At 59.6% G+C, this 22,900-nt stretch carries 43 protein-coding genes and 2 tRNA genes; 22 read left to right on the top strand and 23 right to left on the bottom strand.

What is annotated here, in order from left to right:
• Position 1: 1 nt before the first annotated feature.
• From EOC83_RS32810 to EOC83_RS32800, 21 genes are all read right to left on the bottom strand, one after another.
• Positions 2 to 160: a hypothetical protein gene (locus EOC83_RS32810; protein WP_158515791.1), complete on the bottom strand. Its 159-nt coding sequence runs from the start codon at positions 158 to 160 to the stop codon at positions 2 to 4.
• A complete protein-coding gene (locus EOC83_RS16860; protein ID WP_063168405.1) occupies positions 157 to 432 on the bottom strand; it encodes a hypothetical protein in 276 nt (91 codons plus the stop codon). Before EOC83_RS16860 ends, EOC83_RS32810 begins: the two co-directional genes overlap by 4 nt.
• Positions 433 to 472: 40 nt before the next feature.
• Positions 473 to 1,075: a hypothetical protein gene (locus EOC83_RS16855; protein WP_063168404.1), complete on the bottom strand. Its 603-nt coding sequence runs from the start codon at positions 1,073 to 1,075 to the stop codon at positions 473 to 475.
• A 66-nt stretch (positions 1,076 to 1,141) separates the two neighbouring features.
• Positions 1,142 to 2,569, bottom strand: a complete 1,428-nt coding sequence (gene dnaN, locus EOC83_RS16850) for a DNA polymerase III subunit beta (RefSeq protein WP_063168403.1) — start codon at positions 2,567 to 2,569, stop codon at positions 1,142 to 1,144.
• A 72-nt stretch (positions 2,570 to 2,641) separates the two neighbouring features.
• Complete coding sequence (locus tag EOC83_RS16845; RefSeq protein ID WP_063168402.1) at positions 2,642 to 3,067, bottom strand: hypothetical protein; 426 nt, start codon at positions 3,065 to 3,067, stop codon at positions 2,642 to 2,644.
• Between the two features lie 65 nt (positions 3,068 to 3,132).
• Positions 3,133 to 3,504, bottom strand: coding sequence for a hypothetical protein (locus tag EOC83_RS16840; RefSeq protein WP_127224375.1), 372 nt, complete (start codon positions 3,502 to 3,504; stop codon positions 3,133 to 3,135).
• The gene (locus EOC83_RS16835) at positions 3,497 to 3,931 is read right to left on the bottom strand and encodes a hypothetical protein (protein ID WP_063168401.1); all 435 of its coding nucleotides are present in this window, start codon (positions 3,929 to 3,931) and stop codon (positions 3,497 to 3,499) included. Before EOC83_RS16835 ends, EOC83_RS16840 begins: the two co-directional genes overlap by 8 nt.
• 264 nt (positions 3,932 to 4,195) lie before the next feature.
• Complete coding sequence (locus EOC83_RS16830) at positions 4,196 to 6,508, bottom strand: methyltransferase (RefSeq protein WP_063168400.1); 2,313 nt, start codon at positions 6,506 to 6,508, stop codon at positions 4,196 to 4,198.
• Between the two features lie 54 nt (positions 6,509 to 6,562).
• Positions 6,563 to 7,003 carry a hypothetical protein gene (locus EOC83_RS16825; RefSeq protein ID WP_063168399.1) on the bottom strand — a complete coding sequence of 147 codons (441 nt, stop codon included), beginning with the start codon at positions 7,001 to 7,003 and terminating at the stop codon, positions 6,563 to 6,565.
• Positions 7,004 to 7,232: 229 nt separating this feature from the next.
• Entirely contained in the window at positions 7,233 to 7,556 is a 324-nt protein-coding gene (locus tag EOC83_RS16820) for a hypothetical protein (RefSeq protein WP_063168398.1), read from the bottom strand.
• Between the two features lie 123 nt (positions 7,557 to 7,679).
• Positions 7,680 to 8,063: a hypothetical protein gene (locus EOC83_RS16815; RefSeq protein ID WP_063168397.1), complete on the bottom strand. Its 384-nt coding sequence runs from the start codon at positions 8,061 to 8,063 to the stop codon at positions 7,680 to 7,682.
• Positions 8,064 to 8,082: 19 nt separating this feature from the next.
• A complete protein-coding gene (locus tag EOC83_RS16810) occupies positions 8,083 to 8,280 on the bottom strand; it encodes a hypothetical protein (RefSeq protein ID WP_063168396.1) in 198 nt (65 codons plus the stop codon).
• Between the two features lie 48 nt (positions 8,281 to 8,328).
• Positions 8,329 to 8,598 (bottom strand): hypothetical protein, encoded by a 270-nt coding sequence (locus tag EOC83_RS16805; protein ID WP_063168395.1) that lies wholly within the window; start codon positions 8,596 to 8,598, stop codon positions 8,329 to 8,331.
• A gap of 90 nt (positions 8,599 to 8,688) precedes the next feature.
• The gene (locus EOC83_RS16800) at positions 8,689 to 9,147 is read right to left on the bottom strand and encodes a hypothetical protein (RefSeq protein WP_063168394.1); all 459 of its coding nucleotides are present in this window, start codon (positions 9,145 to 9,147) and stop codon (positions 8,689 to 8,691) included.
• Between the two features lie 34 nt (positions 9,148 to 9,181).
• A complete protein-coding gene (locus tag EOC83_RS32805) occupies positions 9,182 to 9,355 on the bottom strand; it encodes a hypothetical protein (RefSeq protein ID WP_158515790.1) in 174 nt (57 codons plus the stop codon).
• An 11-nt stretch (positions 9,356 to 9,366) separates the two neighbouring features.
• Positions 9,367 to 9,858 (bottom strand): hypothetical protein, encoded by a 492-nt coding sequence (locus EOC83_RS16795; RefSeq protein WP_063168393.1) that lies wholly within the window; start codon positions 9,856 to 9,858, stop codon positions 9,367 to 9,369.
• Between the two features lie 44 nt (positions 9,859 to 9,902).
• Positions 9,903 to 10,130: a hypothetical protein gene (locus EOC83_RS16790; protein WP_063168392.1), complete on the bottom strand. Its 228-nt coding sequence runs from the start codon at positions 10,128 to 10,130 to the stop codon at positions 9,903 to 9,905.
• A gap of 133 nt (positions 10,131 to 10,263) precedes the next feature.
• A complete protein-coding gene (locus tag EOC83_RS16785) occupies positions 10,264 to 10,452 on the bottom strand; it encodes a hypothetical protein (RefSeq protein ID WP_063168391.1) in 189 nt (62 codons plus the stop codon).
• Positions 10,453 to 10,459: 7 nt separating this feature from the next.
• The gene (locus tag EOC83_RS16780) at positions 10,460 to 10,645 is read right to left on the bottom strand and encodes a hypothetical protein (protein WP_127224374.1); all 186 of its coding nucleotides are present in this window, start codon (positions 10,643 to 10,645) and stop codon (positions 10,460 to 10,462) included.
• A gap of 85 nt (positions 10,646 to 10,730) precedes the next feature.
• Positions 10,731 to 10,952 (bottom strand): hypothetical protein, encoded by a 222-nt coding sequence (locus EOC83_RS16775; RefSeq protein ID WP_063168389.1) that lies wholly within the window; start codon positions 10,950 to 10,952, stop codon positions 10,731 to 10,733.
• A 297-nt stretch (positions 10,953 to 11,249) separates the two neighbouring features.
• On the bottom strand, positions 11,250 to 11,390 hold the full coding sequence (locus tag EOC83_RS32800) for a hypothetical protein (protein ID WP_158515789.1): 141 nt from the start codon (positions 11,388 to 11,390) through the stop codon (positions 11,250 to 11,252).
• Between the two features lie 342 nt (positions 11,391 to 11,732).
• On the opposite strand from EOC83_RS32800, the gene EOC83_RS16770 reads away from it, so the two are divergent.
• The 13 genes from EOC83_RS16770 (at position 11,733) to EOC83_RS16715 (ending at position 17,994) form a co-directional block, all read left to right on the top strand.
• Positions 11,733 to 12,299 carry an HNH endonuclease signature motif containing protein gene (locus tag EOC83_RS16770; RefSeq protein WP_127224373.1) on the top strand — a complete coding sequence of 189 codons (567 nt, stop codon included), beginning with the start codon at positions 11,733 to 11,735 and terminating at the stop codon, positions 12,297 to 12,299.
• A 137-nt stretch (positions 12,300 to 12,436) separates the two neighbouring features.
• Complete coding sequence (locus EOC83_RS16765) at positions 12,437 to 12,637, top strand: hypothetical protein (RefSeq protein WP_127224372.1); 201 nt, start codon at positions 12,437 to 12,439, stop codon at positions 12,635 to 12,637.
• On the top strand, positions 12,634 to 12,840 hold the full coding sequence (locus EOC83_RS16760; protein WP_127224371.1) for a hypothetical protein: 207 nt from the start codon (positions 12,634 to 12,636) through the stop codon (positions 12,838 to 12,840). Before EOC83_RS16765 ends, EOC83_RS16760 begins: the two co-directional genes overlap by 4 nt.
• Before the next feature lie 97 nt (positions 12,841 to 12,937).
• Positions 12,938 to 13,426 (top strand): hypothetical protein, encoded by a 489-nt coding sequence (locus EOC83_RS16755; RefSeq protein WP_063168384.1) that lies wholly within the window; start codon positions 12,938 to 12,940, stop codon positions 13,424 to 13,426.
• On the top strand, positions 13,427 to 13,615 hold the full coding sequence (locus EOC83_RS32795; RefSeq protein ID WP_063168383.1) for a hypothetical protein: 189 nt from the start codon (positions 13,427 to 13,429) through the stop codon (positions 13,613 to 13,615).
• 88 nt (positions 13,616 to 13,703) lie between these two features.
• Complete coding sequence (locus EOC83_RS16750) at positions 13,704 to 14,423, top strand: metallophosphoesterase (protein ID WP_244514309.1); 720 nt, start codon at positions 13,704 to 13,706, stop codon at positions 14,421 to 14,423.
• Positions 14,420 to 14,722 (top strand): hypothetical protein, encoded by a 303-nt coding sequence (locus EOC83_RS16745; RefSeq protein WP_063168382.1) that lies wholly within the window; start codon positions 14,420 to 14,422, stop codon positions 14,720 to 14,722. The genes EOC83_RS16750 and EOC83_RS16745 overlap by 4 nt, the downstream gene beginning before the upstream one ends.
• Complete coding sequence (locus tag EOC83_RS16740; protein ID WP_063168381.1) at positions 14,722 to 15,261, top strand: hypothetical protein; 540 nt, start codon at positions 14,722 to 14,724, stop codon at positions 15,259 to 15,261. The genes EOC83_RS16745 and EOC83_RS16740 overlap by 1 nt, the downstream gene beginning before the upstream one ends.
• Before the next feature lie 2 nt (positions 15,262 to 15,263).
• Entirely contained in the window at positions 15,264 to 15,668 is a 405-nt protein-coding gene (locus EOC83_RS16735) for a hypothetical protein (protein WP_063168380.1), read from the top strand.
• Positions 15,669 to 15,670: 2 nt separating this feature from the next.
• A complete protein-coding gene (locus EOC83_RS16730; protein ID WP_063168379.1) occupies positions 15,671 to 16,408 on the top strand; it encodes a hypothetical protein in 738 nt (245 codons plus the stop codon).
• Complete coding sequence (locus tag EOC83_RS16725) at positions 16,405 to 16,881, top strand: hypothetical protein (RefSeq protein ID WP_063168378.1); 477 nt, start codon at positions 16,405 to 16,407, stop codon at positions 16,879 to 16,881. Before EOC83_RS16730 ends, EOC83_RS16725 begins: the two co-directional genes overlap by 4 nt.
• Positions 16,878 to 17,396 (top strand): dATP/dGTP pyrophosphohydrolase domain-containing protein, encoded by a 519-nt coding sequence (locus EOC83_RS33235; RefSeq protein WP_244514308.1) that lies wholly within the window; start codon positions 16,878 to 16,880, stop codon positions 17,394 to 17,396. Before EOC83_RS16725 ends, EOC83_RS33235 begins: the two co-directional genes overlap by 4 nt.
• Positions 17,397 to 17,598: 202 nt before the next feature.
• Positions 17,599 to 17,994, top strand: coding sequence for a hypothetical protein (locus tag EOC83_RS16715; RefSeq protein WP_063168376.1), 396 nt, complete (start codon positions 17,599 to 17,601; stop codon positions 17,992 to 17,994).
• A 5-nt stretch (positions 17,995 to 17,999) separates the two neighbouring features.
• Here the strand turns inward: EOC83_RS16715 and EOC83_RS16710 are convergent, their stop codons facing one another.
• Positions 18,000 to 18,245 carry a DUF982 domain-containing protein gene (locus tag EOC83_RS16710; protein WP_063168375.1) on the bottom strand — a complete coding sequence of 82 codons (246 nt, stop codon included), beginning with the start codon at positions 18,243 to 18,245 and terminating at the stop codon, positions 18,000 to 18,002.
• 11 nt (positions 18,246 to 18,256) lie between these two features.
• On the opposite strand from EOC83_RS16710, the gene EOC83_RS16705 reads away from it, so the two are divergent.
• The 5 genes from EOC83_RS16705 to EOC83_RS16685 all read left to right on the top strand — a co-directional run bounded on the left by EOC83_RS16705 (position 18,257) and on the right by EOC83_RS16685 (position 20,790).
• Entirely contained in the window at positions 18,257 to 18,826 is a 570-nt protein-coding gene (locus EOC83_RS16705; protein ID WP_063168374.1) for a hypothetical protein, read from the top strand.
• A 115-nt stretch (positions 18,827 to 18,941) separates the two neighbouring features.
• Entirely contained in the window at positions 18,942 to 19,382 is a 441-nt protein-coding gene (locus EOC83_RS16700) for a hypothetical protein (RefSeq protein WP_063168373.1), read from the top strand.
• Positions 19,379 to 19,651: a hypothetical protein gene (locus tag EOC83_RS16695; protein WP_063168372.1), complete on the top strand. Its 273-nt coding sequence runs from the start codon at positions 19,379 to 19,381 to the stop codon at positions 19,649 to 19,651. The genes EOC83_RS16700 and EOC83_RS16695 overlap by 4 nt, the downstream gene beginning before the upstream one ends.
• Positions 19,615 to 20,262, top strand: coding sequence for an HD domain-containing protein (locus EOC83_RS16690; RefSeq protein WP_210183757.1), 648 nt, complete (start codon positions 19,615 to 19,617; stop codon positions 20,260 to 20,262). Before EOC83_RS16695 ends, EOC83_RS16690 begins: the two co-directional genes overlap by 37 nt.
• Before the next feature lie 12 nt (positions 20,263 to 20,274).
• Positions 20,275 to 20,790, top strand: coding sequence for a twin-arginine translocation signal domain-containing protein (locus EOC83_RS16685; protein WP_063168371.1), 516 nt, complete (start codon positions 20,275 to 20,277; stop codon positions 20,788 to 20,790).
• A 42-nt stretch (positions 20,791 to 20,832) separates the two neighbouring features.
• On the opposite strand, the gene EOC83_RS16680 is transcribed toward EOC83_RS16685, so the two are convergent.
• Positions 20,833 to 21,138 carry a hypothetical protein gene (locus tag EOC83_RS16680; protein WP_127224370.1) on the bottom strand — a complete coding sequence of 102 codons (306 nt, stop codon included), beginning with the start codon at positions 21,136 to 21,138 and terminating at the stop codon, positions 20,833 to 20,835.
• A gap of 394 nt (positions 21,139 to 21,532) precedes the next feature.
• Here EOC83_RS16680 and EOC83_RS16675 point away from each other — a divergent pair, with 394 nt between their 5' ends.
• From EOC83_RS16675 to EOC83_RS16660, 4 genes are all read left to right on the top strand, one after another.
• On the top strand, positions 21,533 to 22,243 hold the full coding sequence (locus tag EOC83_RS16675; protein ID WP_063168369.1) for an HNH endonuclease: 711 nt from the start codon (positions 21,533 to 21,535) through the stop codon (positions 22,241 to 22,243).
• Between the two features lie 5 nt (positions 22,244 to 22,248).
• Positions 22,249 to 22,324 (top strand) — tRNA-Thr (locus tag EOC83_RS16670).
• A 21-nt stretch (positions 22,325 to 22,345) separates the two neighbouring features.
• Positions 22,346 to 22,657 carry a hypothetical protein gene (locus EOC83_RS16665; RefSeq protein ID WP_063168368.1) on the top strand — a complete coding sequence of 104 codons (312 nt, stop codon included), beginning with the start codon at positions 22,346 to 22,348 and terminating at the stop codon, positions 22,655 to 22,657.
• A tRNA-Met gene (locus tag EOC83_RS16660) sits at positions 22,648 to 22,724 on the top strand. Before EOC83_RS16665 ends, EOC83_RS16660 begins: the two co-directional genes overlap by 10 nt.
• The last annotated feature ends 176 nt before the right edge of the window (positions 22,725 to 22,900 follow it).

Here is a 22,900-nt window from a genome sequence, read left to right as displayed (position 1 = left end):
ATCAGTGGCCATACGAGAACATGTCGGCCGCGCGGTCGAAGCCATTCATCGTCGCGCCATCATAGCGAACCAGCCGAAGGATGCGATCGCGAGCGCGGATGGTGCCGAATCCGTCGAGGATGCCGGCGGCGAAGCCGATGCAGAAGCGGAGCGCGCTCATGTCACTGGTCCTCCGCTGAGGCGCTCGATCACGCCGCGCAGTCGGTGGGCCTCGCTTAGATTGGCTCGCTCCATCGCCATCAGGCATTTGCGCAGCGCCGGAATCTCACCGGCTATATCGGTGCCAGACAAGGCAGCAGCGGCGCGCTCGGCGATCTCGATCTCCTCTTTCGAGTTGCTCCATGTGCGAAGCACGATGTCGCCGGACTCGTCGGCGATGACATAGGTTGCGCCTTGATCAGCCTGGCATGGCTGGACGGTGAATTTCGGCATGGTTCTGTCTCCTGTGTTTCGCCACGGTTGGCGGAGTTGTTCAGATGGCCTTTTCGGCAAGCTCGATGGCGTCTTCGCAGGCGGAGAATTCCTCGCCAAGCCAATCGGGCGCATCGCCACCACAGGCATCAACGAAACCTTTCAGCGCCTTCAACATCGCCGAAAACGCGGCGGCTTTCATGCCGTTCTCATGGAAGGGGCTTATTTGGCGTTCTGGCTGGCTCGCCAAAGTGCCAACAAAGTCCGAGAGCTCGGCGATCAGGTCGGCGTGCTCTTCCTTCACGCTGTCCTCTTCATCGTCCCAAGCCTTGAATGATTCCGCCAGCATGAATTCCATGTAGGCGGTGCGGTCTTGATCTCGGGCGCTTGGCGCGACATCGGGCGTGACTGTCGCTGGCGAAAAGGCTTCCACGCTTGCTTTGCCGCCTAGATACATGCGCGCGCTGATGGTCGCCACAAGTTGTTCGACCGTAGTGCATCGTTCGCAGGCGAAGCGAAGCGACATGCCATCTTGATCCCTAGGGATGCTGTTGAGCGCATAGGGGATGCCATTGGCCAGCGCGTGGGAGACGTGACCATCGAGAACGCTCACATATGAGACGTTTCCGTTGAAATCGGTATATTTGGCGATGATCTTCGGCATTGGGAAACCTCCTTGTCGTGATTGATGGAAGGTGGGCGCATTCGCGCGCCCGACCAAGGCCTAAATCTACACACGCATCGGCATGAGGACGCCAAGCCAGCCCTTGCGGTCCGGCGCGGTCATGAGTGTCGGCGAGCCGGAATCAGCCATGGTAAGCGTGATCTCTTCGCAGCAGGCGGTAGCGATCAAATCCTGCACATACTTGGCGTTGAATCCGATCTCCAATTCGTCGCTGCCATAGTCGGCGGCAATGTCGGCGGTTGCCGAACCTTGATCGGGATTGTTGACGACCAGCTGGCACTTGCCCTTGCTGAAGGTGAGCTTGACGGCGCGGCCGCGCTCGGAAGAAATCAGTTCGACCGCGCGCACGCCTTCCGCCAGGTCCGCCGCCTTGAACGTTGCCGGCTTGTCGTTGCCGGTCGGGATGACGCGCTGATAGTCGGGGAATGAGCCTTCCACCAGCTTGCTTGTGATCGTGACGCCATCGAACATGAGGCGGATGGTTCCCCAATGCTCGGTCTTGCCTATCTCGACACGAACCTCTGCCGGGCACGCCTTGCCCTTCAGGAGCTTCTGCAGGAGCGCGACGGTCTTGCGGGGTACGATGACGCCGGGCATCCCCTTCATGCCCTCGCTGGCCGCCAAATCCTGCCGGCAAAGCCTATGCCCATCGGTGGCGACCATGCGCAATGCGCCGTGATCGCCGTGATAGGCATCGATGGCGCGCGGCTCGACATGGTGAAGATAGACCCCGTTCAGATAGTAGCGGGTTTCCTCGGTTGAAATGGCGATCGCCACGCCGCCGAAGGCCTCGACCAGATCGGCGCCGGGAACCGTGAAGGAATGCGACGGCTTGCCGCCGGAAAGGTTCGGATAGTCGGCGACCGGCAAATCCTGCAGCCTGTAGTTCACCTTTTCGAAATCGACCGTGACGGCGTTGCTGTCGCCTTGCCGTTCCGTGAAACCGACGAACTCGGAAGCCGTCGCCTTTTTCAGGAGGTCTTTCATAGTATGCGCCGGCAGAGTGACGGCGAATCTGGCATCAGCGGCGGCCGGAATCTTGACCGCGATTTCAATGTCCAGATCAGTGCCGGTCACGGTCAGATTTTCGCCGTCGCCGATGAGGCAGACATTGCCGAGAATGGGGATACAACTGCGCTTCTCGACCACGTTGGCGACGATATCGAGCGCGCGGTTGAGCGCGGCGCGGTCGGCGAGCGCTGTTGCCGGCGGAAGCGGCGCGATCTCTACCGACTCTTCGGCGATCTCGACCGGTTCATCGAACGCTCCAGCGGCGATTGCCTTTTCGGCGAGATCCGCCGGGAAGATGGCGCGGACTTCGGCGAGTGTCGCCTCATTGGCCGCGATCACTTCTGGTTCATGTTCCGGCTCCGCCTGGACCGCCTTTGCGGCGGCATAGGCACTGAAGGAAACGACCGCGCCAAGGGCGATGGCCGAAACACTGGAATTCGCGGGATGGGCGTGTGCGTTCATGCTGTTCTATCTCCTCTATTCGCCACAATCGGCAATTCAGTTCATGGCATAAATCTATGCCAGTTGCAAGGTTTATTCGTCGTCCGCCGATCCTTCACGTTTGATCAGTTCGATGTTTTCAAGGTTGGCGTACTCAGCCACCTTTTCCATCGCCCAGTCGGCGGCAGATGAAGCCGACTCGGAATAGTCGTCCCATTTGTCGCCGACACGGTTGCAGGCTTCCGCAACAAGCCGCGCCAGATCGGGATGATCTTCGTACACGTCAAGGGCAAGATCCATAACGGACTCATTGCAGAGTGAGGCGAGCGGATGCCAACCGGCAGTGTCCCTGCAGTCGGTAGTGATCCACTGCGCGTCATCTGCCGTCATGGTGCCGCGTGCGTATCGCCAGGCGAGGCGGTAGCGCGTGATCCGGCCGCGCCAGCGCCAATAGAACGATGAGCGCTTGAAACGTGCGGCCAGGCTTTCGCGGATTGATGTCACTGTCAAACTTTCCATGTGTTCGGTTCCTTCTCGAATAGGGCCGCGCCGCCACAGGGGCGAGCGCCAGGCGTGTTTCTGTGTCAGCGAGCGGCGGCTTGTCCTTTAGCCTTCGCCAGCGCTTCCTTGGCGAGCTTCAGGCAGAATGGATCGGTGATAGCCTTGTGATCGACAGCGCGGTCTAAGGCGTCGAACAGATCGCCAGCCGCCGCGCGGACAAGCGTCCATTCCGCTTCCGCAAGGTGCCATTCGGCAAGCGCCGCCGCGTCACGGTTCTTGAATGTCGGTCGTTGCTCGAATGGGCGCGGATCACAGGCAATGCGCCATTTGCCGTCATCGTAGTTGCGCGACACGCAACCGCAAGCGCCGGACGGATAGTAAACATTCGTGTACCATCCGCCATGACGCCAATGCTCATAATGAAACGTGGTCGGGGCTTCGCTGGCGTCAACCATTGGCGCAGCCCTCCGCATCAGCAATGCCGGCGGCTTCGCCCTCCGCCTTCAGGATAGCCGCATCCATGAGATTGCAGGCGGCTTGTTCGAATGGCGATGCGCCACAGTTGCCGCGAGCTCGCTTGATCGCCTTCAGGGCGGCCAGCATGTCGGGCGCGGCCAGTTCGAGCCGCGATGGTTGCGGATCGTAGACGCTTGGCAGGGAGTGCCCGCCATAGTCTGCCAACCGTTCGCCGGTCTCTTCGTCGGTAACGTCGATAATGGCCAAATCCTGCCCGCTATCGGTTGTCGTTTCATGGATCGTGATGTTGTCGCCGATGTAATCGGCAGTCAGTAGCGGGAAAGCCGCCTCGACGCTTTCGGCCTCGACCTCGACGTTGCCGTAACAGCGAAGGGTAACGCCCATGTGGAAAATCATTTTCGGCATTTCGATCTCCTGTTGTTCGCTCACTATCGAGCGGGGTTATAAGAATTCCGCGATTGTCTTCTAATGCGGTAGCGGCAAGTCGAAGATGATGACCAGCGCTAGGACGCCAGCCATAAGTGCCACCATTGCGAGGAAGCCGGCGGCATGGCGGATCATGCGAATGCCTGATAGGCCGCCGTCCAGAATGCCGCAGTGAACAGCAGCGCGGCAATCAGCGGCCAATTCCAGCCGCCGGCAAAATACCATTCGCGCTTTTCCATGGCTTCAGCCCCTCCGTTCGATGAAGTAGCGGCCTTCCGACCAGTTCAGCGTCACGATCTCGTCGGGTTCGCATGTGGAAGGCGGGCCGATGTGAATTTCGCCCTCGGCTATCTTTTCGGCCGTCTGTTTGTCGTTGCCTTGATAGTATCGGCTGGCCGCCTCCATGCTTTCGAAATGGCTTGTGCCGATACGATAGCCGCGACCAGCTGCCGGCGCGGTTGCAACCGGCGCGGCTTCCTTCGCCAGTTCATCGCCGACCAGCACGACAAGGACGGTTCCAGTTCCGGTTCCGCTTTCCTTGAATGATCCGGCCGGCAGATCGTACTTTTCGCCGCCGCGCTCATCGAACCAGGCGCGAAATTCCGTTGCCTTGCGATCCTGCCGGAAGAATGGACCCGGCGACATGACCGCGACCAGCCGGCCGCCATCGCGCAGCATCTTGAAGGCGTGGCGCACATGCTCGATATCTTGCCCGTTTTCAAAGGGCGGGTTCATCAGCACGCGGTCAAAGCGCGGCGCGGTCTCGGCTTCCATGAAATCGGATCCGGCGAGCGTGTAGCCTTTGGCGGTCAAAATCTCCCGCAAGCTGAAATGCCGTTCGAACGTGGTGAGCTTGGCCAGCGGAGCGGCTTCCGCCATGGCGTCCAGAATAGCGCCGCCGCCGCCTTCCGGTTCCAGCATGTCGAATTCGCCGGCCGGCATGTCGGCAAGGTCAATCATCTGATCGATGACGGCGCGCGGCGTCGGGAAGTAACCGGGAATCTTCGCGAATTGCAGCGCCTGGACCTTGCGGCGCAACTCCTCGGCTTGCTTGTCGGCCTCGCTTTGCCCGGCGATCATTGCCCAAAGCGCGCGCGTTGCCGGCGTGTCATTGGCCGGTTTGCCGCTATCATGGCCGGCGTCGTAATAGCCGCCATTGCGCACGATCTCGGAGCGCGCCAGGTCATGGACGACTTTCTTTGACGTTGCGCCGCGCAATTCGAGCGGAACGGTTCCGGCGTCATGGTGCGCCGCCAGGGCGCGCAATGCCTGTTGCGTCCGCTGCAGCCAATAGCCGTCAAGCCGTGCGCTATCGGCTTCGCGCTGGCGCTTAGGCGTGTTTGTCTGCCGGTCGCGGAATTTATGGTCTATATCGCCTTGCATGGCGTCGGCCATGGCGCGCAGCTTGTCGCCGGTCGCGACGTTGGCACGCGCTGGCGCCTCGGCACGCTGTTCTTGGGTCGACGGCTTGCCCTTCGGCCAGCATGTCGAACAGTTGAAGCCTAAGCCATGCGGGCATTGTGGGCATGATCCGGGGCCGGCCGCTGATGGTTCGGGATTGGCGAAGGTATCCGCCGCTTCCTGTTTCTTGAAGGCGAAGCCGCCCGGCGTCTTGCCCCATGGTTTTGTATACCAGCCGCCAAGAGTCTCGGCCAAATCACGAAGCCGGTTGAACTCGTCGCGCTCGACACGTTCGGGCATGATGCAAATGAACATTTGAAAGCCCTTTTTCGTGTGCGTGTGTTCCTCGATCCGAATCCCGGCCGGCGTCACAACGCCAGGCGCGGCCGCTGGAGCGCTTGCCGGCGTCGGCGCGCTCAAATGCCAGTCGGCAGGGAAAGGCAGGCTCTTGACCGGTTCCCGGTTGCCGTAGAATGATTGTTTCGAGACTTTCCAGCCGCTCGAATAGCGGCCGCCAGTCTTCAGGAAGTAGCCGCCGCCCATGCTGTATTTCTGGCGATGTTCGGCAGTTTCCGGCGCGTCGGCAAGCCCGGCAGTGTCGGCGAAGTTGCGCGCCGCTTGGCGAAGCTCAGGGAATAAATCGCGGGTATGCTTGGAAAAGCCGAGAATGACGGTTTTAATGGTCTTGCCGCCATAATAGTCGGTCATCGAGTCCGATTGATCCTCGATCAACTCGCCAATGATGACGGCTTTTGCCCATGCCGGAATCTTGCTGGCGGCCCCGGCTTCGAAAGCGGCGCGCGCGGTGCGGCCTTGTTCGCTGGCTTCGTTCATCTTGCGGCGGAATTCGGCTTGCTTGTGCTTTGCTGCCGCCAGCAATGCCGCCGCCTGTACGGCTGAAATCGGTTCGACCAGATAGCGCGGCGCAAGCTCCAGCCATAGCCGGGCGGCGGATTCGGGAACCTCCGTTATCTGGAGGCTTTCGCCCCAAACGATTGTCAGTTGCGACCGGTCGCGCACCATGCCGCCGCCGCCAATGGTGAAGCCGTTACTTGCCTCGACCTGGACGACATGGCCGGAACTTGAATAGGCGGGATGATAGGCCGGCGCGCCAATGGCGATGGAATCCGGGCGGAAAGCGGTTTCAATGTTCATTGCGTTCGATCTCCAGTTGTTGCCACGATTGGCGGGCTTGACGTTCGGCGCGGGTTAGCGGCCGGCCTCGATTGCTTCCACTGTTGCCAATTCCACATCGGGCGGCGTGATCGGATCACTTAGCCCGCGAAAGTCGATATTGCCGGCCGGGATTGCGGGATTGCGGTCGCATAGTAGCGCCATGGCGCGAAGGCGGCGCGCTTGACGTCTAGACCGGACGGCCTCGCCGGCAGACCATGCCATGCCCTCGGAATCCTTGCGGACTGCGGATTCGTCGTTGCGTTCGGCGTCGTATCGGAGCGAGACCGCATAGCGCACAGCCGGCAGATTGTACCAGATCGACGGGCAAACGACGCTTTCGCCGGTCGCTGGATTGAGCCAGGTCAACACGCCGGCGTGTTGCGGTTCATCATTGGAGGCAATCCGCCAGCCTTCGCCACGCGGCGCGCTTTGATCGAAGTTCGGCAGATTGCAGGGGAGAATGTAGCCGGTCATGACGCAATGACCATAACGCCAGGATCAATGCGATAGACGGAAACTGAAACGCTGCCGTCATCGTGTTGCCGAATGCTGATAAGCCCGCCTTTCCCATTCGGCGCTGAAAATTCGGCTATCCGCTCGCAACTCTTGTCGGCGTAGTGATCCGCCACGCAAGGCGATTTGATGGAAGGTCTCGGCATGTCTCAAACTCCAGTTGCGCCACAATCGGCGGTTCAGTTATATTTCACAGTTTATGCGAAAATGCAAGTTCAGTTATTTTGCGGCGCGTCACCGGTTGCGCGAACTCATACGGCGCGAATCCCGGACACGTTACCGCGCCGTTTATGCCGTGCTGATAGTCGCAATTGAGCATACTCAAAATCATGCGCTCGCCCGTCGAATGCGGATTGCATGGCCAGGCCAAAAGCAAACCGGTTTTGCGCTCGACATACTTGGAATCTAGAACGCCGCTTTCATCCGGCATTATCAGCCGATACGCGGCCGGCCGGCCAATCCGGGCGGATTGCGTTTCCTCCAGATAGAGATTGAAAACCGGTTGTTCCGTCATGGGTCTAACTCCAGTTGCCGCCATGATTGGCGATTGGGCCGGCAATCGGCCATGAACAACGCGCGCGGGCTTTCAAAGGCGATAGCTTGCTGGCGCGGCCATGAGACCGCGCCAGCGGTCGCGCTAGGCGTGAACCTTCCCGTCATCACCAATGTACAGGTCCACATTGCCAAACGCTTTGGCGGCATCCGTGAGGCGCGATGCTTGCGGCTCCGGCCAGTCGCCATCCCAGAAGCCGGAGCCATGGCCGCAACGTGTCAGCCAAAAGTCGTGGCCAGCACGCCCGTCCTGATCGAAATCAGGGCCGAAGGTGACGCCATTGCATTGGATCGCGTCGGAGTGGGTGCGGTAGAATTCGTTGCAATCGGCTAACATGCCGTCGAGCGTTTCGCCGTCGATATCCTCCGGCCCATACTTGGCATCAAGCGGGTTGCCATCACCATCGGTTGAGGACCAAAGCGCGGTTGCCAGATAGGCGTTGAAAAAGCTTTCAGGTGCGGTTGACATGATCGTTTCCCCTTCGCTCTTACGCGTTGAACCAATCGAAGCGGCGCGCCTCTTTAGCCTTACGCTCCGCGCGCCTGTCGCGGCCTTCCATGCGCTTGGAAAACGGCTTGCCGTGCTTTGCCTTGCGTGCCTCATGTTGCGAGAAAAACGCGTCCAGATCGGCGGCGGCAATCGTTTCCAGATCGGCGCGCGCGGCGGAATCAAGCGGCTTATTCATTTCTAGACTCCCATGGTTGCCACAATTGGCGGTTTGAAGTTTCCGGCTTTAGATCAATCGGCCATTGCCGCTTGCGGCGGCATGGCGGAAGATAAAGCTAGGCGTGTAGAATTCAGCATCGAACCAAAGCGCGGCCGTTTCGCCTTCCTTAACGAAAATCCAGCCGCCGAATTTCTGGCGATACAAGACCGCTTCATTTGCGCTCGAGAATTCGGCCATTTGCGGCCGGCCGCTTTGATTGACGTAGACAGGCGCGCCGCTGGCAATGGCGCGATTGACGGCGGCACGTAAGGCGTTATGCGGCGCATTGTTCGGCATGGGTCTAACTCCAGTTATGGCCATAAGCGGCCGGTTCGGCAATTTGCCGTCGCATGGCCGCGCGCGGCGGCCATGAAAGAGCAAATCGAGCTATGCGGCGATTGACTGCAGTTCAACGCGCGTCCAGCCGCTTTCGCTTGTCCAGCGGCCGGCATAGACCGGCAACGGCGCGGGAAAGCTTGCGCACAAGCTCGCCTCGTCGCCGTAGCGGTGCGGCTGGCTTATCATGGTTGACATTTGCCGATCATATTCCCGCGCGCGCCAGGCATCGAAAGCGGCGATTGTGTCGGCGGAAATTTCGCCGGCATTTGTGCCAACGCAACGGCGCAAAATGCCGATTGACGCCACAACGTGTTTTTCAAGCCCGGCAGCATCATAGTTGAGACCGCGCCGCGCGTAGTCCGGCAGTGAGCGGCGCAAATGCGCGCGGAATCGGTCGCCGTTCGGTTCGGAAATATCGTAATCAATTTCATCCTGGTAGCTGGACGTCCAGCTAAACCAGTAGCGCGCGCCGTTGATTGTAATCGAGTTGTCAGCAAGATAGTTCATGTTTCAAACTCCAGTTTGCGCAATCGCGCGGTTTTCAGTAAGCGGCCATATTGCCGAGATCGGCAAGCTTTGCCCGATAGTCGCGGCGCGCCAGTTCATGGCACAAGTCACGCAATCGAGACTGCAGCGCGCGCTTGCGGCCTTTGTCGGTCTCGACTTTGATTGCCCGTTGCAGCTGCATAACGCGTTTTTGGGCTTGGTTCGGCATTGTCGTTTCTCCTATGCCGCGACCGAATAGGGCCATTCGCGCGGATAGAGCTCCGGCCGAAACTTGCGGCCGATCCAATAGGCGGCATTGCCGAACGCCATGGCGTCCAGAATGTCGCAACCGGCCGCGCGAACGATTGCTTTCTGCCGATCCGCAATCGCCACGATATCGGCTTGCGACTCGGCGGATTTGACGGCCGCGACAAGATCGGCCGTCCAGCGGCGAATGTTTGCCCGGTTCATGGCTTTGAACATTGCCGAGTTGCGAAAGTACGGTTGCACATAGCCGCGCGACCGAACGAATGTTTCATATTCGGAATCGCTTTCGAATGTGAGGCCGTCGCAATCGCCGCGCCGCGCTATCGGAAAACCTTTCTTGTCGCGGTGCGGCGCAAAGCCTTTGAAAACGGAAAGCTTGCCGCCGGCCGGAATTCCTTTCGCCAGGGTGCGACCGACATTCCAGCCGCCTTGCGTGACGCTTCCGTTCGGAAATGATAGGGCCATGATTTTTCAAACTCCAATGGTGCGCACAATCGCGCGGGATAGTTTCAGGCGCGGATAACACCGCAATCTTTGCCGCCGACAAATCGGCCGCCTGGGAATATGCGCCAATTCGGCGCAAGGTGATTATGGCGCGGCGCGTCTAGTTTGATGCTGCAGCGAATGGCGCGCGCCTCTTTCGCTTCAATGATATCGGACGCAAGCCAAATCGCGTCGAATTGGTCGCGCAACGTTTCGCGCGCGGTGTCGAGCTCTTTCCGGTTTCCGATAATCATTTGCCCGACTCCCATGGCGTTATGAAAACGCGCACCTTTTCCGTGCCTGGTATCGGATGAATGGTTATCAGCCATTCCAGCGGCAAAAGACGAATGGCGGATTCAGCGGCCGCGCGATTTTCAAAAGTCACAATCATTTGCCCGACTCCAGTTCACAAGCGCGCGGCGCATTGGCAAGCATGGCGGCAAGGTCTTTCGGAATGTCGGAAGGAAGAGCGGCGGCAATGGCCGCGCCGCAATCTTCATGCGTCAAACCATGGTCAAGCACATAGGCGTTGACGTGGCCATTGATGGTGAGGAAGGCGACTAGGGCGAATGTCATGGCGCGCCTACCAATCGTTCGCTGTCATGGTCTGAAGGCTTGCCAGATAGGCGCGCGCCTCCAGCATGTCGGCATTGCGCGCTGTCCAATAGGCTTCATGCGCGCGCCTTGCGTCTGCCGCCGCGCCGACTGGCTGGAAGCGCTTGGCAACGTAGATTGAGCCGCCAAGCCGTCCGACTCGCCAATGATACAAGCCGCCGATTTTCCGAATTGAGATATTGAACATTGTCGTTCTCCAGTGTTTCGCCACGATTGGCAGGATGGAAGGAAAGGCGCGCCTAGAGCGCTTCCGCATAAGCAAGGGCTTCAGCCTTGCTCTTGAACGTATCGTATTTGGCAAGGTCGCATTCATTGCTGCCGACGATGGGAAGGACGCTCCAGCGTGACCACGGTGCATTGTCTTTCCCAAGGTTCGCAACGTGCTTGCCGTCGCGCATCATGTCCCAATGACGGCGCACATTGCCCATATTGGTTGTGCGTTGTTCGGTCAGCGTGATCATTGTTCAGACTCCAGTGTCAGCGCCACGATTGGCGAAAGGGTTAGAGACAGCGGCCTTCCGTTTGGCAAATGACCGCGCCTTGCACTATGGCATACAGAATGAACGCGCACGGCGGCGCAAGCATCATGCACAACACAGCCACAAGCGCCCGCTCACGAATGACAGTCCAACGCCGTGCGCTGGCGCGCTTGGCGCGGCGGACTTGGTAGCGGCTGGGCTGGGTCATTTCGTTTCAGGCTCCGGTTGCGCCACTGTCGGCGGGGTAGAAAGGCGCGCCTTGCGGCGCGCCCATGCTTGTCAGTCGAGATAGGACAGATACTCGTCAAAGGCCGCTTCACTGCCGCATGTCGCTTCGTAGTTCATTGCAAAGCGGATAGCCGCGCGGCGGCTGAACGTTGCCAGCGTGATGTAACGAAGGGCTGCGAGGTGCGGTGTCATTAGTCGGGCTCCGTGGTCAGTCACAATCGACTATCCACACCTTGCCTATGCCCGCGCGCCTTGTCAATAGAATAAATGCATATCGCATATTAATAAGCGTATGCCGTGCCACGCCGCGCCGTCCAGCTGCAGCGCATGGCCGCGCCGCGCTTTGCCAGGTCGCACCGCGCCGCGCCGCACGGCCAAGCTCATGCCGTCGCCTTCATTCTCAATCGGATCAATCGCAACCGCGCCTCGTCGCCTTGCCGTGCCGCCGCTCGTCGTCGTGCCGCTCGTCGGTCTCGTCGTCGTCGGGTCGCACCTCGTCGACGCCAGGCCGCCGGCGCCTCGAGGGGGTAGGGGGTGCCGGTTAAACCCGCGCGCGCGCGCCTCCCGGACCGAGTTGCCAGCCAAAAACGGGAGACTCCACGGAAAGAATTTTCGTCCAGGAAAGAAAAACATTTTGCCGCCCGGCACGCGGAAGCCCATATCAGCCAAGGCGTAGAAGGATTTTCGACCGTGACAAGAAACAGCCGGCCGCCGCGGTTCAAGCCCTTCCAGGCACCGATGGCGATCGCCGTCCAGAAGCTCGTGAAGGCTGGGAATTACCGCGGCTCGCCTCGAGATAGAGGGTACGATTCCAAATGGGATAGGCTGTCGATCGCCTATCGAAAGCGGCATGTTTGCTGCGCCTGGTGCGCCCAGCAAGACCGTGACACGCTGACGGATCTGGTCGACCACATCATCCCGGTCGTGGATCGGCCAGATCTGAAATACACCTGGTCGAACCTCTGGGCCCTATGCAAGCACCACCATGCTCAGAAGGGCGTGATGGAAGTCTATGCGCGGGAAAATGGGCTGCTGAATATGCTGCCCGAGTGGTGCCGGCAGCCGGAAAAGCGGCCGCTGCAGTTCCGACCAGTCGCATAAAATAAAATGTGATATGCATATTGCATTTATAGAATGATGGGCGTATTTAATTTCCGACCTGAACATTAATGCCCTAGCGGTCGGATATTCATTCAGTGAACAAAACCCGGTCTATCGACGCTCCAGAGGCCATTTCCATGTCTGCCGCGGAGTTCAAGCGGTGGCTTTCGGCGATGAACTACACCGGGCGCGCCGCCGCGAAGGCGTTGGGCATCAGCGCTGCGTCAGTCGTGAACTATCAGGCCAACGGGGCTCCGCCCTCGATCCGGGCGATGTGCCGGGCGCTTTACCCAAACCAGATGGAGGCAATCTATCCATGGGAGGGCCGCAACAAGTGACCAACGCCAGGGTCCAAGGCGCGCTTATCGGCGCCATGCTCGCCGATGTCATGCTGGCGGCCGCGATCACTGTCGATCCGCTGACGCTCAATAGCCCGAGTGTCCCACTCGACTTTCTCATGGCTATCTCCGCGGCAGCCGCCGGCGCCCTAGTTGGCTACGCCTATGTGGTGGTGTGGTCGAAATGGAGAGGGCGGACGTGAGCGATATAATCATTGGAGTGCCGTTGGGTCTGGCTATTGGCCTCATCGTCCTCGCGTTCGCATACTTCATAGACCATCTGGGCGATGGTGATCTGAAGTGACTTGCATCGTCGGGCTCATCGACAACGGCAAGGTCTACATCGGCGCCGACAGCGCGGCAGTCAGCGGCGAGAGCATCGAGGTGCGCGCCAACCGGAAGGTGTTTCGGAACGGGCCCTATGTGATCGGCTTCACCGGATCCTACCGGGTCGGGCAGATGCTGGAATACGCCTCGCTGCCCAAGATGGAATGCAAGGACGTCATGGCGCACCTCGTGCTGAACGTCGTCGAGAAACTGAAGGAAATCTCCGGCAAGGACATTGATGAACTGCTGGTCGGCCATGGCGGGCGGTTGTTCAAGGTCAGTTCCGACTACTCGGTGGCGGAATATTCGTCCTATGTGGCCGCGGGCGAGGGCGGGCCGTATGCGCAGGGCAAGCTTCATGGCGGCGTAGGCGACCCGCGTGACCGCGTCCTGGCCGCGCTGGAGGCGGCGCAGACGCATTGCAACGGCGTTCGAGCTCCGTTCCATATCGAGGTGGTGTAAATGACCGAAGTGCATGTCGTCATGGGGAATGATTTTCCCGCCGCAGTGTTCGAAAAAGCGGAGGATGCGGAGGCATGCTGCGTCGCCAGGCGAGCCGAGAATGAGCCGGGTTACACGCGCATCCATTGGCGTGTTTACAATTTCCCGCTTCTCCGGCGCCTCAATGTCGACGCCGGAGTGCTCGGATGAGCCGCTTCGAAGCCTGGTGCATCGCCGTCGGCGCGGTCCTAGTTGTCCTCGGCTTGATCAGTTCGTTCTATCAGATGGGAGGAATCGGGTGAAAACCTACGCGATAGCAGACCTGCACGGTCGCTTCGACCTGCTGCAGATGGCCTACGACGCCATTTCGCAGCATGCGCTCGGCATACCGGGCACCATTGTCCATCTTGGTGACTACGTCGACCGTGGACCGCAGAGCCGCGAAATCATCGAATGGCTCATGGATGACCCGGCACTGCCGCCGGGCTGGCGTCGCATATGTCTGCGCGGCAATCACGAAGACATCATGGTTGAGTGCTGCGCTAATCTCGAGCTCGTCGGCCGCTGGTGGATCCCCAACGGAGGCGGCCGCACGCTGATCTCCTACGGCGCCAAGATCGGCGATGGTGCCGCGGTCGCAGCCGCATTGGTCCCAAGTTCTCATCTGGATTGGATGAAGGCGCTGCCTCGGATGCACATCGACGAACACCGCGTCTTCGTCCACGCCGGCGTCGATCCGTTCAAGCCGCTCGACCAGCAGGATGATCAGGATCTTGGCTGGAAGATATACCCTGATGATGACGAGCGCGGCCATGGTAAGCGACACGTTGTGCACGGCCATCATCAATTCGAGGACGGCCCGATCCTATTGAAAGGTCGGTCTGACCTCGACACGTTCGCATGGTTCACCGGTCGACTTGTGGTCGGCGTCTTTGATGACGCGGTGGCGGGCGGACCCATCGAACTGCTCACCGTTCAAGGCTCGCACATTCAGGATATCGTGAGGGCTGCATCGTGACCACAGAATATGATCCGGCCCCGTGGACCAACACCACGGCTGTTTTTGTAGGGCCCGGCGATAGGCGGGTGATCAGTAACGGCCATCCATTCCCCGTCGCTTGCCGCGTGCTGTCCGAGCCGAACTACCAACTGGCGATGAAGGCGGTCAATGCGCATGACGAGCTCGTGGCTGCGCTGGAGGCGCTGCAACAATTTATGGAGCCGATGAGGTGGACGCGCGACAGCGATAATGCCCGCGCAGATGAACTGGACAAAATGGCACTAGATGCGCTCACGCTTGCGCGCGGAGGGAAGTGATGGACGGCCAGGCATACGATCCGACGCAATCGCTTTGGTCCATAATGACCAAGAGCCGAGGCGGGACCGTGTCTGTCATTCGCGATCTGACCTTAGAACAGGTGAGCAAAACCTATGAGCGGCTTGACCCATGGTACGGGATGAAAACGGAAAGTCTTATGGTCCACAAGGACTATCTGCTGGCCGACACTCTTGGCATAGCGTTCTCAGGTTCGACTTCGATTGGGCGCCATGAATCAGATGGCGACATTGAAATTCGAGAGGTCTTTGGGCCAGCAGGCTGGAGTGGTTTCAATGCAGGGGATGTTGGTCGATGGCCCAGGCTCTACGCGATCTTTACCGATGCGGAAGGGGACATCCTTCCTGACGAATTTCAGGAACATCCAGAAATAGCTGAACGGTACAGGCGCCAGCGCAAGGTAACCGCGGATCTGGCTGCGGAGTATGCATCTCCACCTCTTGGGCGAGAGCAGATTATGGCGCTTCGTCGGGCCGGATGGTCGGTAGACGAAATAGATGCCGCGCGCGGAGGGCGGTGACGATGAGGCGAGGCAGTAGACCTGACGAGGTGACGGGATTCGAGCAGGCGGCATTCAATGACAGGCGGGCCGCTCGGGTGCTGACAGATATCGAAGCGGCCGAGAATGAAGTTCATGACCGGCTCGAGCGCGCCTTCGGCGGCCTGTTGAAGCTGCCCTATGTGGCGATCGACGAACCGAAGTGGCTGGACGCCGGCTACAAGGCTGACCGCAAGATGCAGCGGAAACTGGAACTGGCCGGGCTTGATCGCATCACCCAGGCCGGCCGGATCCGCTACCATGAACAGTTGAGGGAAGGGCAGGGGTATGATGACGGCTGCGGCTTCCGACTTCGTTGCTGGATGGCGGCGCTTCGGTACCCGTTTCAGCCGGCATGGTCTTCGAGAACGCTAGCGGAAAGAATTTAGCCATGACCCATGCTCACGACGAATCCGAAACCGCCCTCTCCGGCACCCATCAAGAAAGCCCTACCACCACGGATTTCATTGCTGAAGCCATCACCGAAGCATTCGGCGAGCGCTGCCCTGACTATGCCGAGGGTTGCGCCGCTTGCGACGCATGGAAGCAATATGACGACCTCCGCGCCCTCTCCGCTATCCATAGTCAGGGAGCAGCACCGAGCGAGGAGCCGGTAGGCTACCTGTTTGAGCTTTGCTACAGCCACGACCACAACCGGTGGAGCGGCACGATGTACTCCAGCCACATCCCCGATCCTAAGGATGTCCGCAACGTCCGCCCTCTCTTCTTCGCCTCCCCCGCTGTCGCACCGGTAGCGGTGAGCGTGAAGGCAGGAGAGCCGGTCGCCTGGCTAATCCTGGGCACAGACAGGGACGACAATGAGACATGGGTTGCGGTGACCAAAAATCCAGCCGGTGTTTATGGGCCTAACATGCCGATCCATCCGCTTTATCTGGCTCCACCACCGGCGCCTGATCAAGAACTCCAAGACAAGATCGAGACTGCCCTCTCTTCCATCATCCCGGCCACCAAGGGTGGGGAAGACGAGCTTAGACGTGCATGGGAGTATGGCCGCAACTCGTGGTGTCCTGCTGGAATCCTCACAGACAAGGAGCGAACCGAAAGCGAATGGCGCAAGGCTCTCGCCGCCCTTTCCGCCCAAGATACGGACGGGGTGGCGAAGCCATGAAGAGAGGCGACATCGTCTACACGCCGGCTTGGTGCGTCTCCGACATGGTTCGGTTTTTTAGCCCAGCCGGGAAGATACTCGACCCATGCCGAGGTCAAGGAGCATTTACGGACTTCATCCCATCCGCACAGTGGTGCGAGATTGATGATGGCCGCGACTTCTTCGATTTCCGCGACCATGTGGATTGGATCATAGGAAACCCTCCCTACTCCAAAACCCGGCAGTTCATGAAGCATGCGTTTTCTATCTCCGATAATGTCGTATTTCTGGTGCCGGCGCGCAACATCGTTAGCGGGTACGGGACAGTTCGAGAGTGCCGAAATTACGGGCTCTCGACCAAGAACATCCGATGGTACGGGACAGGTTCAAAGCTCGGGTTCCCGATGGGCAACGCTATCGCAGCCTTCCATTGGCAGCGCGGAGACAACTCCGGCCAGATAACTGAGACGTTTTACAGTGAGGCCGCAGCATGACCACCACCACCCAACCTACAGCCACCACTACGGGAGTTAGCGAAGCGATGGTCGAGCGGGCGTTTAGAGCGTGGTGCGCCTGTCAGGTAAAGGACATGAGCATCGAGGCTACCATCCGAGCCGCCCTCGAAGCAGCCCTCTCCACCGCACCACCAGGGGAAGGAGTACCAGGCATGGTGCTGGACGGCTTCGACATGTTGGCGCATCTGGCTCGCCAGCGGGAATGGTCAGAAGCCACATTCGGTCCCGGCCCGCGCACCAAGGGCGTGATCGATCATATCCGCAAGGAACTGTCTGAGATCGAAGCCGACCCTTCCGACATCGCCGAATGGATCGACGTTACGATCTTGGCGCTGGATGGCGCTTGGCGGGCTGGCCATTCACCCGAGCAGATCGTTGCCGCGCTCATCGCCAAGCAGACCAAGAACGAAGGCCGCGACTGGCCCGACTGGCGAACCATGTCGCCTGACCAAGCAATCGAGCACGTTCGCTCCACCGCTTCTACAAAGCCATGAAGCTGACAACCTCGCAATGGCATCTTCTGGTTGAAGTATCCTATGCTGGCGGGACGCACTGCATCGGCTCATACAAACCTGCAAGACGCCTGGTTGAACTTCGCTTGGCAGAATGGAGAGACGGTGGCCCTTCTTCTGACTGGCTGAACATCACCGAAGCAGGCCGTCTCGCCCTATCTCAGAATAACAGGGGGACGGGCGAATGATCAGCGTCGAATGGCCTAAGGACAGTGCACCCAGCTTCGAAACGTGGAAGAAGATCGCCGCCAGTTTCGAAGCCACCCTCGCCGCCAAGGATACAGCCCTAGCCGAGATGAGGGTGGAACTGGAGCGGATGCAGAAGGAAGTCGGCGCGGCTGATGCAGATCGATCCGCCGCACGCGCAGGCCAACAGGTTGCCGCCATCCGCGCCAAAGCCGCAGAGGCAGATCTAGCGCGGGCAAGGAAAGCGCTGGAGACCGCAGACGCCGCGATCGCAGAGTATGTGCGGTATCTCGACGGCGGCCAAATGCGCGGATCCTATGACGGCAAACCGGAGCGGGATGGGCTTCGCAAGGCTGGCTATATTGTCCGCGCCGCCATCGGTCCAGCGCCATGACCCGCTCACTCACCTGGCAGTTTCCCCATCCCTCTTGCATCTGCAACGAATGCTCCCCGAGCATCTTCAGCGGGTCTAGTCCCATCGAGCACCTCCGCACAGACAACATAGGCTGCTTCAATCTCCGGGGTGACGGTATCAGTCTCGCGCACCCAGTTGCGCATGGCTTCCAAGGCGGCGTGGACATCGCCTATGCCCTGCATTCCGCGCTCCCAGCGGATGGTTACGGGGCGTTTGAAGCGGTGCAGCATGGGGGTGCCCTGTGATCGAGCGCAGCGACTTCCTTCACATCGTATCATTGCTTGGCGAGCAAGGCCAAGACGACATCTCATGGTCCGAAAACATCAAGCCGCCGGCCGACGCTGACGACTTTGCATCCGAAGCGATATTCGTCATCTGCAATTCAGGCATGAAGAACACCATCGCGGTCAAGATATTCGCCAAGGTCATGGCGGCCATACAGGGCGGCATCAGTGCCTTCGCTGTCTTCGGCCACCCAGGCAAGGCAAAAGCGATCGACCTTATCTGGCGGACGCGTGACGACTTGCTGGCGGCCTATCTCTCTGCCCCCGACAAGATCGAGTTCTGCGCTTCGCTGCCATGGATCGGCGGCATCACGAAATATCACCTCGCCAAGAACTTCGGGGCCGATGTCGCCAAGCCAGATGTTCACCTTCAGCGCCTAGCTGATCGGGAGGGTGTGACGCCACAGCAACTGTGCGAACGACTCGCCCGAGATAGCGGCTACAAGATCGCCACGGTCGATGTGCTGCTATGGCGTGCGTGCGCCAATGGCATTCTGAACTCGCGCACTGGCGAGATAGCGGCATGATCCGCGCGATGCTCATCTGCCTGTTCCTCGTCGGTTGCGTCACCACGCATCAGCCTGGCGACTTTGCGCTGGACCAGACCAAAGCGCTGGGCCCACTCCTGAGAGGTGAACGTCCATGATCGAAGAACTGATTGCGCGGCTCGAGTCGTTGGAAGCGCCGGACCGAGAGGTTGACCGCGAGATCGGCGCGTTGTGGCCTGAGCCGCGGCCGTTCAACCTGTCGCTCGCCGCCATGCGGAACGGTATGCCTATTTGCCCAGCCTTCACCAAGGATCTCAACGCGCCGGTGAAGCTGCTCGAGCGCATCCTGCCAGGCTTCGCATGGAAGGTGGGGACATGCTGCGTTTCGGATGATGCATGGGTGGTTCCGGACCTGAACTGCCCGGTGCATGGCGAGCGACTGCTGAAGGAATATGGCAAGCCGAAATCGGGCAGCATATGGGATACCGGCGTCGACATCGACCTGCGGCCGTCGGGCACGCCGGCGATCGCGCTCTGCCTTGCGGTGGTGACCGCCTATGCCGAGACGTTGAAATTGGCGGAGGCGGCAGAATGAGCGACGATCGTAAATGCGGAACCTGCGCGCGCGGATGGCTTCGCGACAACGGACTGATCAGTTGTGGCGCCGGCGTGGATGATGCCGCTCTACTCGAAGGTGGCGGCGACAATCCGATATGGGCGGAACGCAAGTATGGCAAAGCCAGGATGACCGCATTGTTGTTCGGCGGATCCACGGCCGAGCCGGATGGCAGCAATTGCGAGAGGATGCGGCCGGAAGACGGTGCCGAGTGCCGGATGTGGAAGAAGCAGGACGGCGGCACATGATTGAATGGCACGAGAACTACCCAATATGCCGGTACGGCGAGGCGCTGGAGGAGAAAGCGCTGATCTTCGCGACCAAGGCGCATGAAGGCCAATTGAGAAAATATACCGGCGAAAACTATATCGTACATCCGATCGCCGTCGCCGAGATCGTCAAGACGGTCCCACACACGCCGGAGATGATCGCAGCGGCCATCTTGCATGACGTGATTGAAGACGTGCCATCGGTTTCGATCGACGACATCGACGCGGAGTTCGGCGTCCAAGTTGCGGAGCTCGTCGGCTGGCTCACGGACGTCTCGCGACCGGATGACGGCAACCGCGCCGCGCGCAAGGCGCTCGACCTGGCACACACAGCCAAGGCGCCGGCCACGGCCAAGACGATCAAACTCGCCGACCTCATCCACAACACGCTGACGATCAAGGAACGGGATCCGAACTTCTGGAAGGTCTACCGCCTGGAGAAGTTGGCGCTGCTCGAGGTGCTCCGCGAAGGCGATGCAACGCTATGGGCGAGGGCAGCCGCGCAGTGCGAGGCAGGCGATGGCAAGCAGATCAGCATCATTGATACCAACCAACCCGGATGGCCAACCGTCTGGCGCGGTGAAATCTAACTGGAGCATACGATGACCGACCTGTCCCGCCGCAACTTCCTGAAAGGCCTGATGGCGACCGCCGGCGTTGTGGCGGCCGGAATGCCCGCGCTCGCCGCAGTCGAGGCCGCCGTGGCGCCGTCGCTGCCGTTCCCAGATCATCTCCTCGGTGACGTCTTCATGAAGGTCGATGACATCTGGCGGTTCCTGGGGAAGTCGACGGAGTGGATGGTGCGGATTGAGCGGGATGTCACCTTTGTTGACCTCGCGTCCCTTGATCGGCCAACACACAGGGGGGTATCGTATGTAACTGCGGGGGCAGTTGACGTCGATATCATGCTCGACAGCGAAGGGCGTCAGATGCTGATGGAGACGTTCATGGCGGGCGAAAGAGTCGATTTTGCCATGTCTCAAGGCGAGAACGGACTCTACACGTTGAAGAATTCATTCATCAATATGACAGAGACGAGGTCTCCCCGAGAGGCGTACCGGTTCGGACTCGAGATCGGCGACCTCGAAGTGACGTTCCCGACGGCGGACGCGGCTTAACCAACCGCGCCCGAATAGAATAAACTGAAATCAGAATATATTCTAAAGCGCTGCGATCGCCTTGACCGCTTTGTCCTTGGCGTTCTTCACCTGGGTCTCGGATAGGCCATACTTCCGAGCAGTCGTTGCCTCCTTCGGCATCGCCTGCGGGGCGATCGGGCCGAGAACCTCGCCGAGAATGCTATCGTCGATCTCGCGGATGGCCTTCATGGTTTCCTTCAGTGCGGCGACCAGGCTGATCGCGCGAAGACCAGTCGGAACCATCTTGGCAGTCCTGATGCGCTCCTCGAGCGCAGAGAGATCGGAGATCGAGAGGTTCTCGAGGTTGATGTTGTCGATGTTGACCATGGAACTGCCTTCCTGTTTCGGGACGGCAGTGTCAAAGCACAGAAACAGGCGAAACGTCAACAGTGCCAAGGGTTTTCGAGGAATTGGAGGCCCAGAAGAGGGATAACTGAGGCGAACAAAGTTGCGATCTGGCGAGAATAGTTGGCATTATTGGAGTTTCGGCGTGTACCATAAATTGTGTTAACAAAAACCTGAAACACTAGGGGTTGCGTTCCTCCCTAAAGGCGAGTCAGAAACGCCTCGAAACATAAAGTTGTGCCCCAGGCAGAATCAGCCAGATCAAAGGGGAAGCCGCTCGAACCCCGACTTTGGGAAGCCTAATCCGGGATGGCGTCCGGATATGAGCGGCCAGCCGGTGGGATGCCGGCTTCAAAAGGACGATGACCCGTAACGGATGCCTGAACGCAAGCACCAATTCACGGAAGACGAACTTGGGGCTGCTGTAAGAAACTCTGCTACCTATTCAGGGGTCTTGCGCATCCTCGGCATCAAGGTGTCTGGCGGTTACCAATCCTACCTTAAGCGCAGGATCGCCAAAGCTGGTCTCGACATCTCGCATTTCACGCAGAAGGGTAAGGTCAAGATGCATGCCGGGGCCTACACTGGCTCCGAGCGACACCTGGCCAACTTGGCGAAGGCGAGGAATGCGATAGGTCAGCGGCCGTGCCAATGGTGTGGCAGGGAAGTCCATGCGAGCGGGCTGATGCGCCACGAGAGCCTGTGCCACCTTGCCCTGGAGAATATCAGATCCTGCCCCGTTTGCGACGATCCGATAAGAGGGCGTGGCGAGACTTGCTCCAAAGCATGCGCCAACACACATTTCAGAAGCGGCAGCAATCATCCGAACTGGAAGACTGAGTCCTACCGATCGACGTGTTTCAGCCACCACGAGAAAAAGTGTGTGGTTTGCGACGAGGTAAACATCGTTGAGGTTCATCACCTCGACGAAAATCACGAAAACAACGACCCCGCCAACCTGATACCGCTCTGCCCCACGCATCATAAATACTGGCATTCGCGGTTCAGGGTACTGATTGAGGAGCAGGTCATGGACTACGCCAGCCGCTTCACCGGTCAGACCATTCTCACAACAACGACGGCGTAAGTTTCGCCGCCGTAGCTCAGTGGTAGAGCGGCTGCCTCGTAAGCAGCGGGCCGGGAGTTCGATTCTACCCCGGTGGCACCAAATCCAGATCGGGAGACCGACATGCAGCAGATGGGCCGCACCACAGCGTTGGTGATGTCTCTGCCCGCTGCCGGCGCACTGATCATCGTTCCCACAAAAGACATCGGCATCGTGGTCGAGCGCACCATCCTCGAGTTGCGCGGACCGGATGTCGATAGCCGCTGTAAAACACTCGCGGTCTGCCAGCCGAGCGATCTGAATCTGATCGCCGTCGGGCTTCCAGTGTTCTTCGATCACACGTTTGACGACATGACGCCAAGGGAACTGCGCGACGCCGCGCATGCCCGGGCGCGTGAGAGCAACCGCCATTATTGGCCAGTTTCCGCGGGATAGAGCAGCCTGGTAGCTCGTCTGGCTCATAACCAGAAGGACAGCGGTTCGAATCCGTTTCCCGCAACCAATTAAGACCGCAGTAGACATCAGAACGCCATGGGCGGGACGAGGGGCTGCGGCGCCATTTTCAAACAAAGGAGAGTAGCATGACACAGCTTATCCTTCTCGCCATCGCCTGCGCTGCCGGTTGGTACTTCCGCGCGGAGATCATGGCTTTCCTCAAGAAGACATTCGGCAGCGCCG

This window comes from Mesorhizobium sp. Primo-A, assembly GCF_003997175.1.
Lineage (GTDB): Bacteria > Pseudomonadota > Alphaproteobacteria > Rhizobiales > Rhizobiaceae > Mesorhizobium > Mesorhizobium ciceri.
The sequence above is the reverse complement of the archived record's forward strand: the minus strand, read 5'-3'. Positions and strand labels throughout refer to the sequence as shown.

What these genes read in the sequence shown, in the direction of transcription:
- EOC83_RS32810 (WP_158515791.1), bottom strand. Translation starts at nt 160, where the DNA reads ATGAGCGCGCTCCGCTTCTGCATCGGCTTCGCCGCCGGCATCCTCGAC.
- EOC83_RS16860 (WP_063168405.1), bottom strand. Translation starts at nt 432, where the DNA reads ATGCCGAAATTCACCGTCCAGCCATGCCAGGCTGATCAAGGCGCAACC.
- EOC83_RS16855 (WP_063168404.1), bottom strand. Translation starts at nt 1,075, where the DNA reads ATGCCGAAGATCATCGCCAAATATACCGATTTCAACGGAAACGTCTCA.
- dnaN (WP_063168403.1), bottom strand. Translation starts at nt 2,569, where the DNA reads ATGAACGCACACGCCCATCCCGCGAATTCCAGTGTTTCGGCCATCGCC.
- EOC83_RS16845 (WP_063168402.1), bottom strand. Translation starts at nt 3,067, where the DNA reads ATGGAAAGTTTGACAGTGACATCAATCCGCGAAAGCCTGGCCGCACGT.
- EOC83_RS16840 (WP_127224375.1), bottom strand. Translation starts at nt 3,504, where the DNA reads ATGGTTGACGCCAGCGAAGCCCCGACCACGTTTCATTATGAGCATTGG.
- EOC83_RS16835 (WP_063168401.1), bottom strand. Translation starts at nt 3,931, where the DNA reads ATGCCGAAAATGATTTTCCACATGGGCGTTACCCTTCGCTGTTACGGC.
- EOC83_RS16830 (WP_063168400.1), bottom strand. Translation starts at nt 6,508, where the DNA reads ATGAACATTGAAACCGCTTTCCGCCCGGATTCCATCGCCATTGGCGCG.
- EOC83_RS16825 (WP_063168399.1), bottom strand. Translation starts at nt 7,003, where the DNA reads ATGACCGGCTACATTCTCCCCTGCAATCTGCCGAACTTCGATCAAAGC.
- EOC83_RS16820 (WP_063168398.1), bottom strand. Translation starts at nt 7,556, where the DNA reads ATGACGGAACAACCGGTTTTCAATCTCTATCTGGAGGAAACGCAATCC.
- EOC83_RS16815 (WP_063168397.1), bottom strand. Translation starts at nt 8,063, where the DNA reads ATGTCAACCGCACCTGAAAGCTTTTTCAACGCCTATCTGGCAACCGCG.
- EOC83_RS16810 (WP_063168396.1), bottom strand. Translation starts at nt 8,280, where the DNA reads ATGAATAAGCCGCTTGATTCCGCCGCGCGCGCCGATCTGGAAACGATT.
- EOC83_RS16805 (WP_063168395.1), bottom strand. Translation starts at nt 8,598, where the DNA reads ATGCCGAACAATGCGCCGCATAACGCCTTACGTGCCGCCGTCAATCGC.
- EOC83_RS16800 (WP_063168394.1), bottom strand. Translation starts at nt 9,147, where the DNA reads ATGAACTATCTTGCTGACAACTCGATTACAATCAACGGCGCGCGCTAC.
- EOC83_RS32805 (WP_158515790.1), bottom strand. Translation starts at nt 9,355, where the DNA reads ATGCCGAACCAAGCCCAAAAACGCGTTATGCAGCTGCAACGGGCAATC.
- EOC83_RS16795 (WP_063168393.1), bottom strand. Translation starts at nt 9,858, where the DNA reads ATGGCCCTATCATTTCCGAACGGAAGCGTCACGCAAGGCGGCTGGAAT.
- EOC83_RS16790 (WP_063168392.1), bottom strand. Translation starts at nt 10,130, where the DNA reads ATGATTATCGGAAACCGGAAAGAGCTCGACACCGCGCGCGAAACGTTG.
- EOC83_RS16785 (WP_063168391.1), bottom strand. Translation starts at nt 10,452, where the DNA reads ATGACATTCGCCCTAGTCGCCTTCCTCACCATCAATGGCCACGTCAAC.
- EOC83_RS16775 (WP_063168389.1), bottom strand. Translation starts at nt 10,952, where the DNA reads ATGATCACGCTGACCGAACAACGCACAACCAATATGGGCAATGTGCGC.
- EOC83_RS32800 (WP_158515789.1), bottom strand. Translation starts at nt 11,390, where the DNA reads ATGACACCGCACCTCGCAGCCCTTCGTTACATCACGCTGGCAACGTTC.
- EOC83_RS16765 (WP_127224372.1), top strand. Translation starts at nt 12,437, where the DNA reads ATGTCTGCCGCGGAGTTCAAGCGGTGGCTTTCGGCGATGAACTACACC.
- EOC83_RS32795 (WP_063168383.1), top strand. Translation starts at nt 13,427, where the DNA reads ATGACCGAAGTGCATGTCGTCATGGGGAATGATTTTCCCGCCGCAGTG.
- EOC83_RS16740 (WP_063168381.1), top strand. Translation starts at nt 14,722, where the DNA reads ATGGACGGCCAGGCATACGATCCGACGCAATCGCTTTGGTCCATAATG.
- EOC83_RS16735 (WP_063168380.1), top strand. Translation starts at nt 15,264, where the DNA reads ATGAGGCGAGGCAGTAGACCTGACGAGGTGACGGGATTCGAGCAGGCG.
- EOC83_RS16730 (WP_063168379.1), top strand. Translation starts at nt 15,671, where the DNA reads ATGACCCATGCTCACGACGAATCCGAAACCGCCCTCTCCGGCACCCAT.
- EOC83_RS16725 (WP_063168378.1), top strand. Translation starts at nt 16,405, where the DNA reads ATGAAGAGAGGCGACATCGTCTACACGCCGGCTTGGTGCGTCTCCGAC.
- EOC83_RS33235 (WP_244514308.1), top strand. Translation starts at nt 16,878, where the DNA reads ATGACCACCACCACCCAACCTACAGCCACCACTACGGGAGTTAGCGAA.
- EOC83_RS16715 (WP_063168376.1), top strand. Translation starts at nt 17,599, where the DNA reads ATGATCAGCGTCGAATGGCCTAAGGACAGTGCACCCAGCTTCGAAACG.
- EOC83_RS16710 (WP_063168375.1), bottom strand. Translation starts at nt 18,245, where the DNA reads ATGCTGCACCGCTTCAAACGCCCCGTAACCATCCGCTGGGAGCGCGGA.
- EOC83_RS16700 (WP_063168373.1), top strand. Translation starts at nt 18,942, where the DNA reads ATGATCGAAGAACTGATTGCGCGGCTCGAGTCGTTGGAAGCGCCGGAC.
- EOC83_RS16695 (WP_063168372.1), top strand. Translation starts at nt 19,379, where the DNA reads ATGAGCGACGATCGTAAATGCGGAACCTGCGCGCGCGGATGGCTTCGC.
- EOC83_RS16685 (WP_063168371.1), top strand. Translation starts at nt 20,275, where the DNA reads ATGACCGACCTGTCCCGCCGCAACTTCCTGAAAGGCCTGATGGCGACC.
- EOC83_RS16680 (WP_127224370.1), bottom strand. Translation starts at nt 21,138, where the DNA reads ATGGTCAACATCGACAACATCAACCTCGAGAACCTCTCGATCTCCGAT.
- EOC83_RS16675 (WP_063168369.1), top strand. Translation starts at nt 21,533, where the DNA reads ATGCCTGAACGCAAGCACCAATTCACGGAAGACGAACTTGGGGCTGCT.
- EOC83_RS16665 (WP_063168368.1), top strand. Translation starts at nt 22,346, where the DNA reads ATGCAGCAGATGGGCCGCACCACAGCGTTGGTGATGTCTCTGCCCGCT.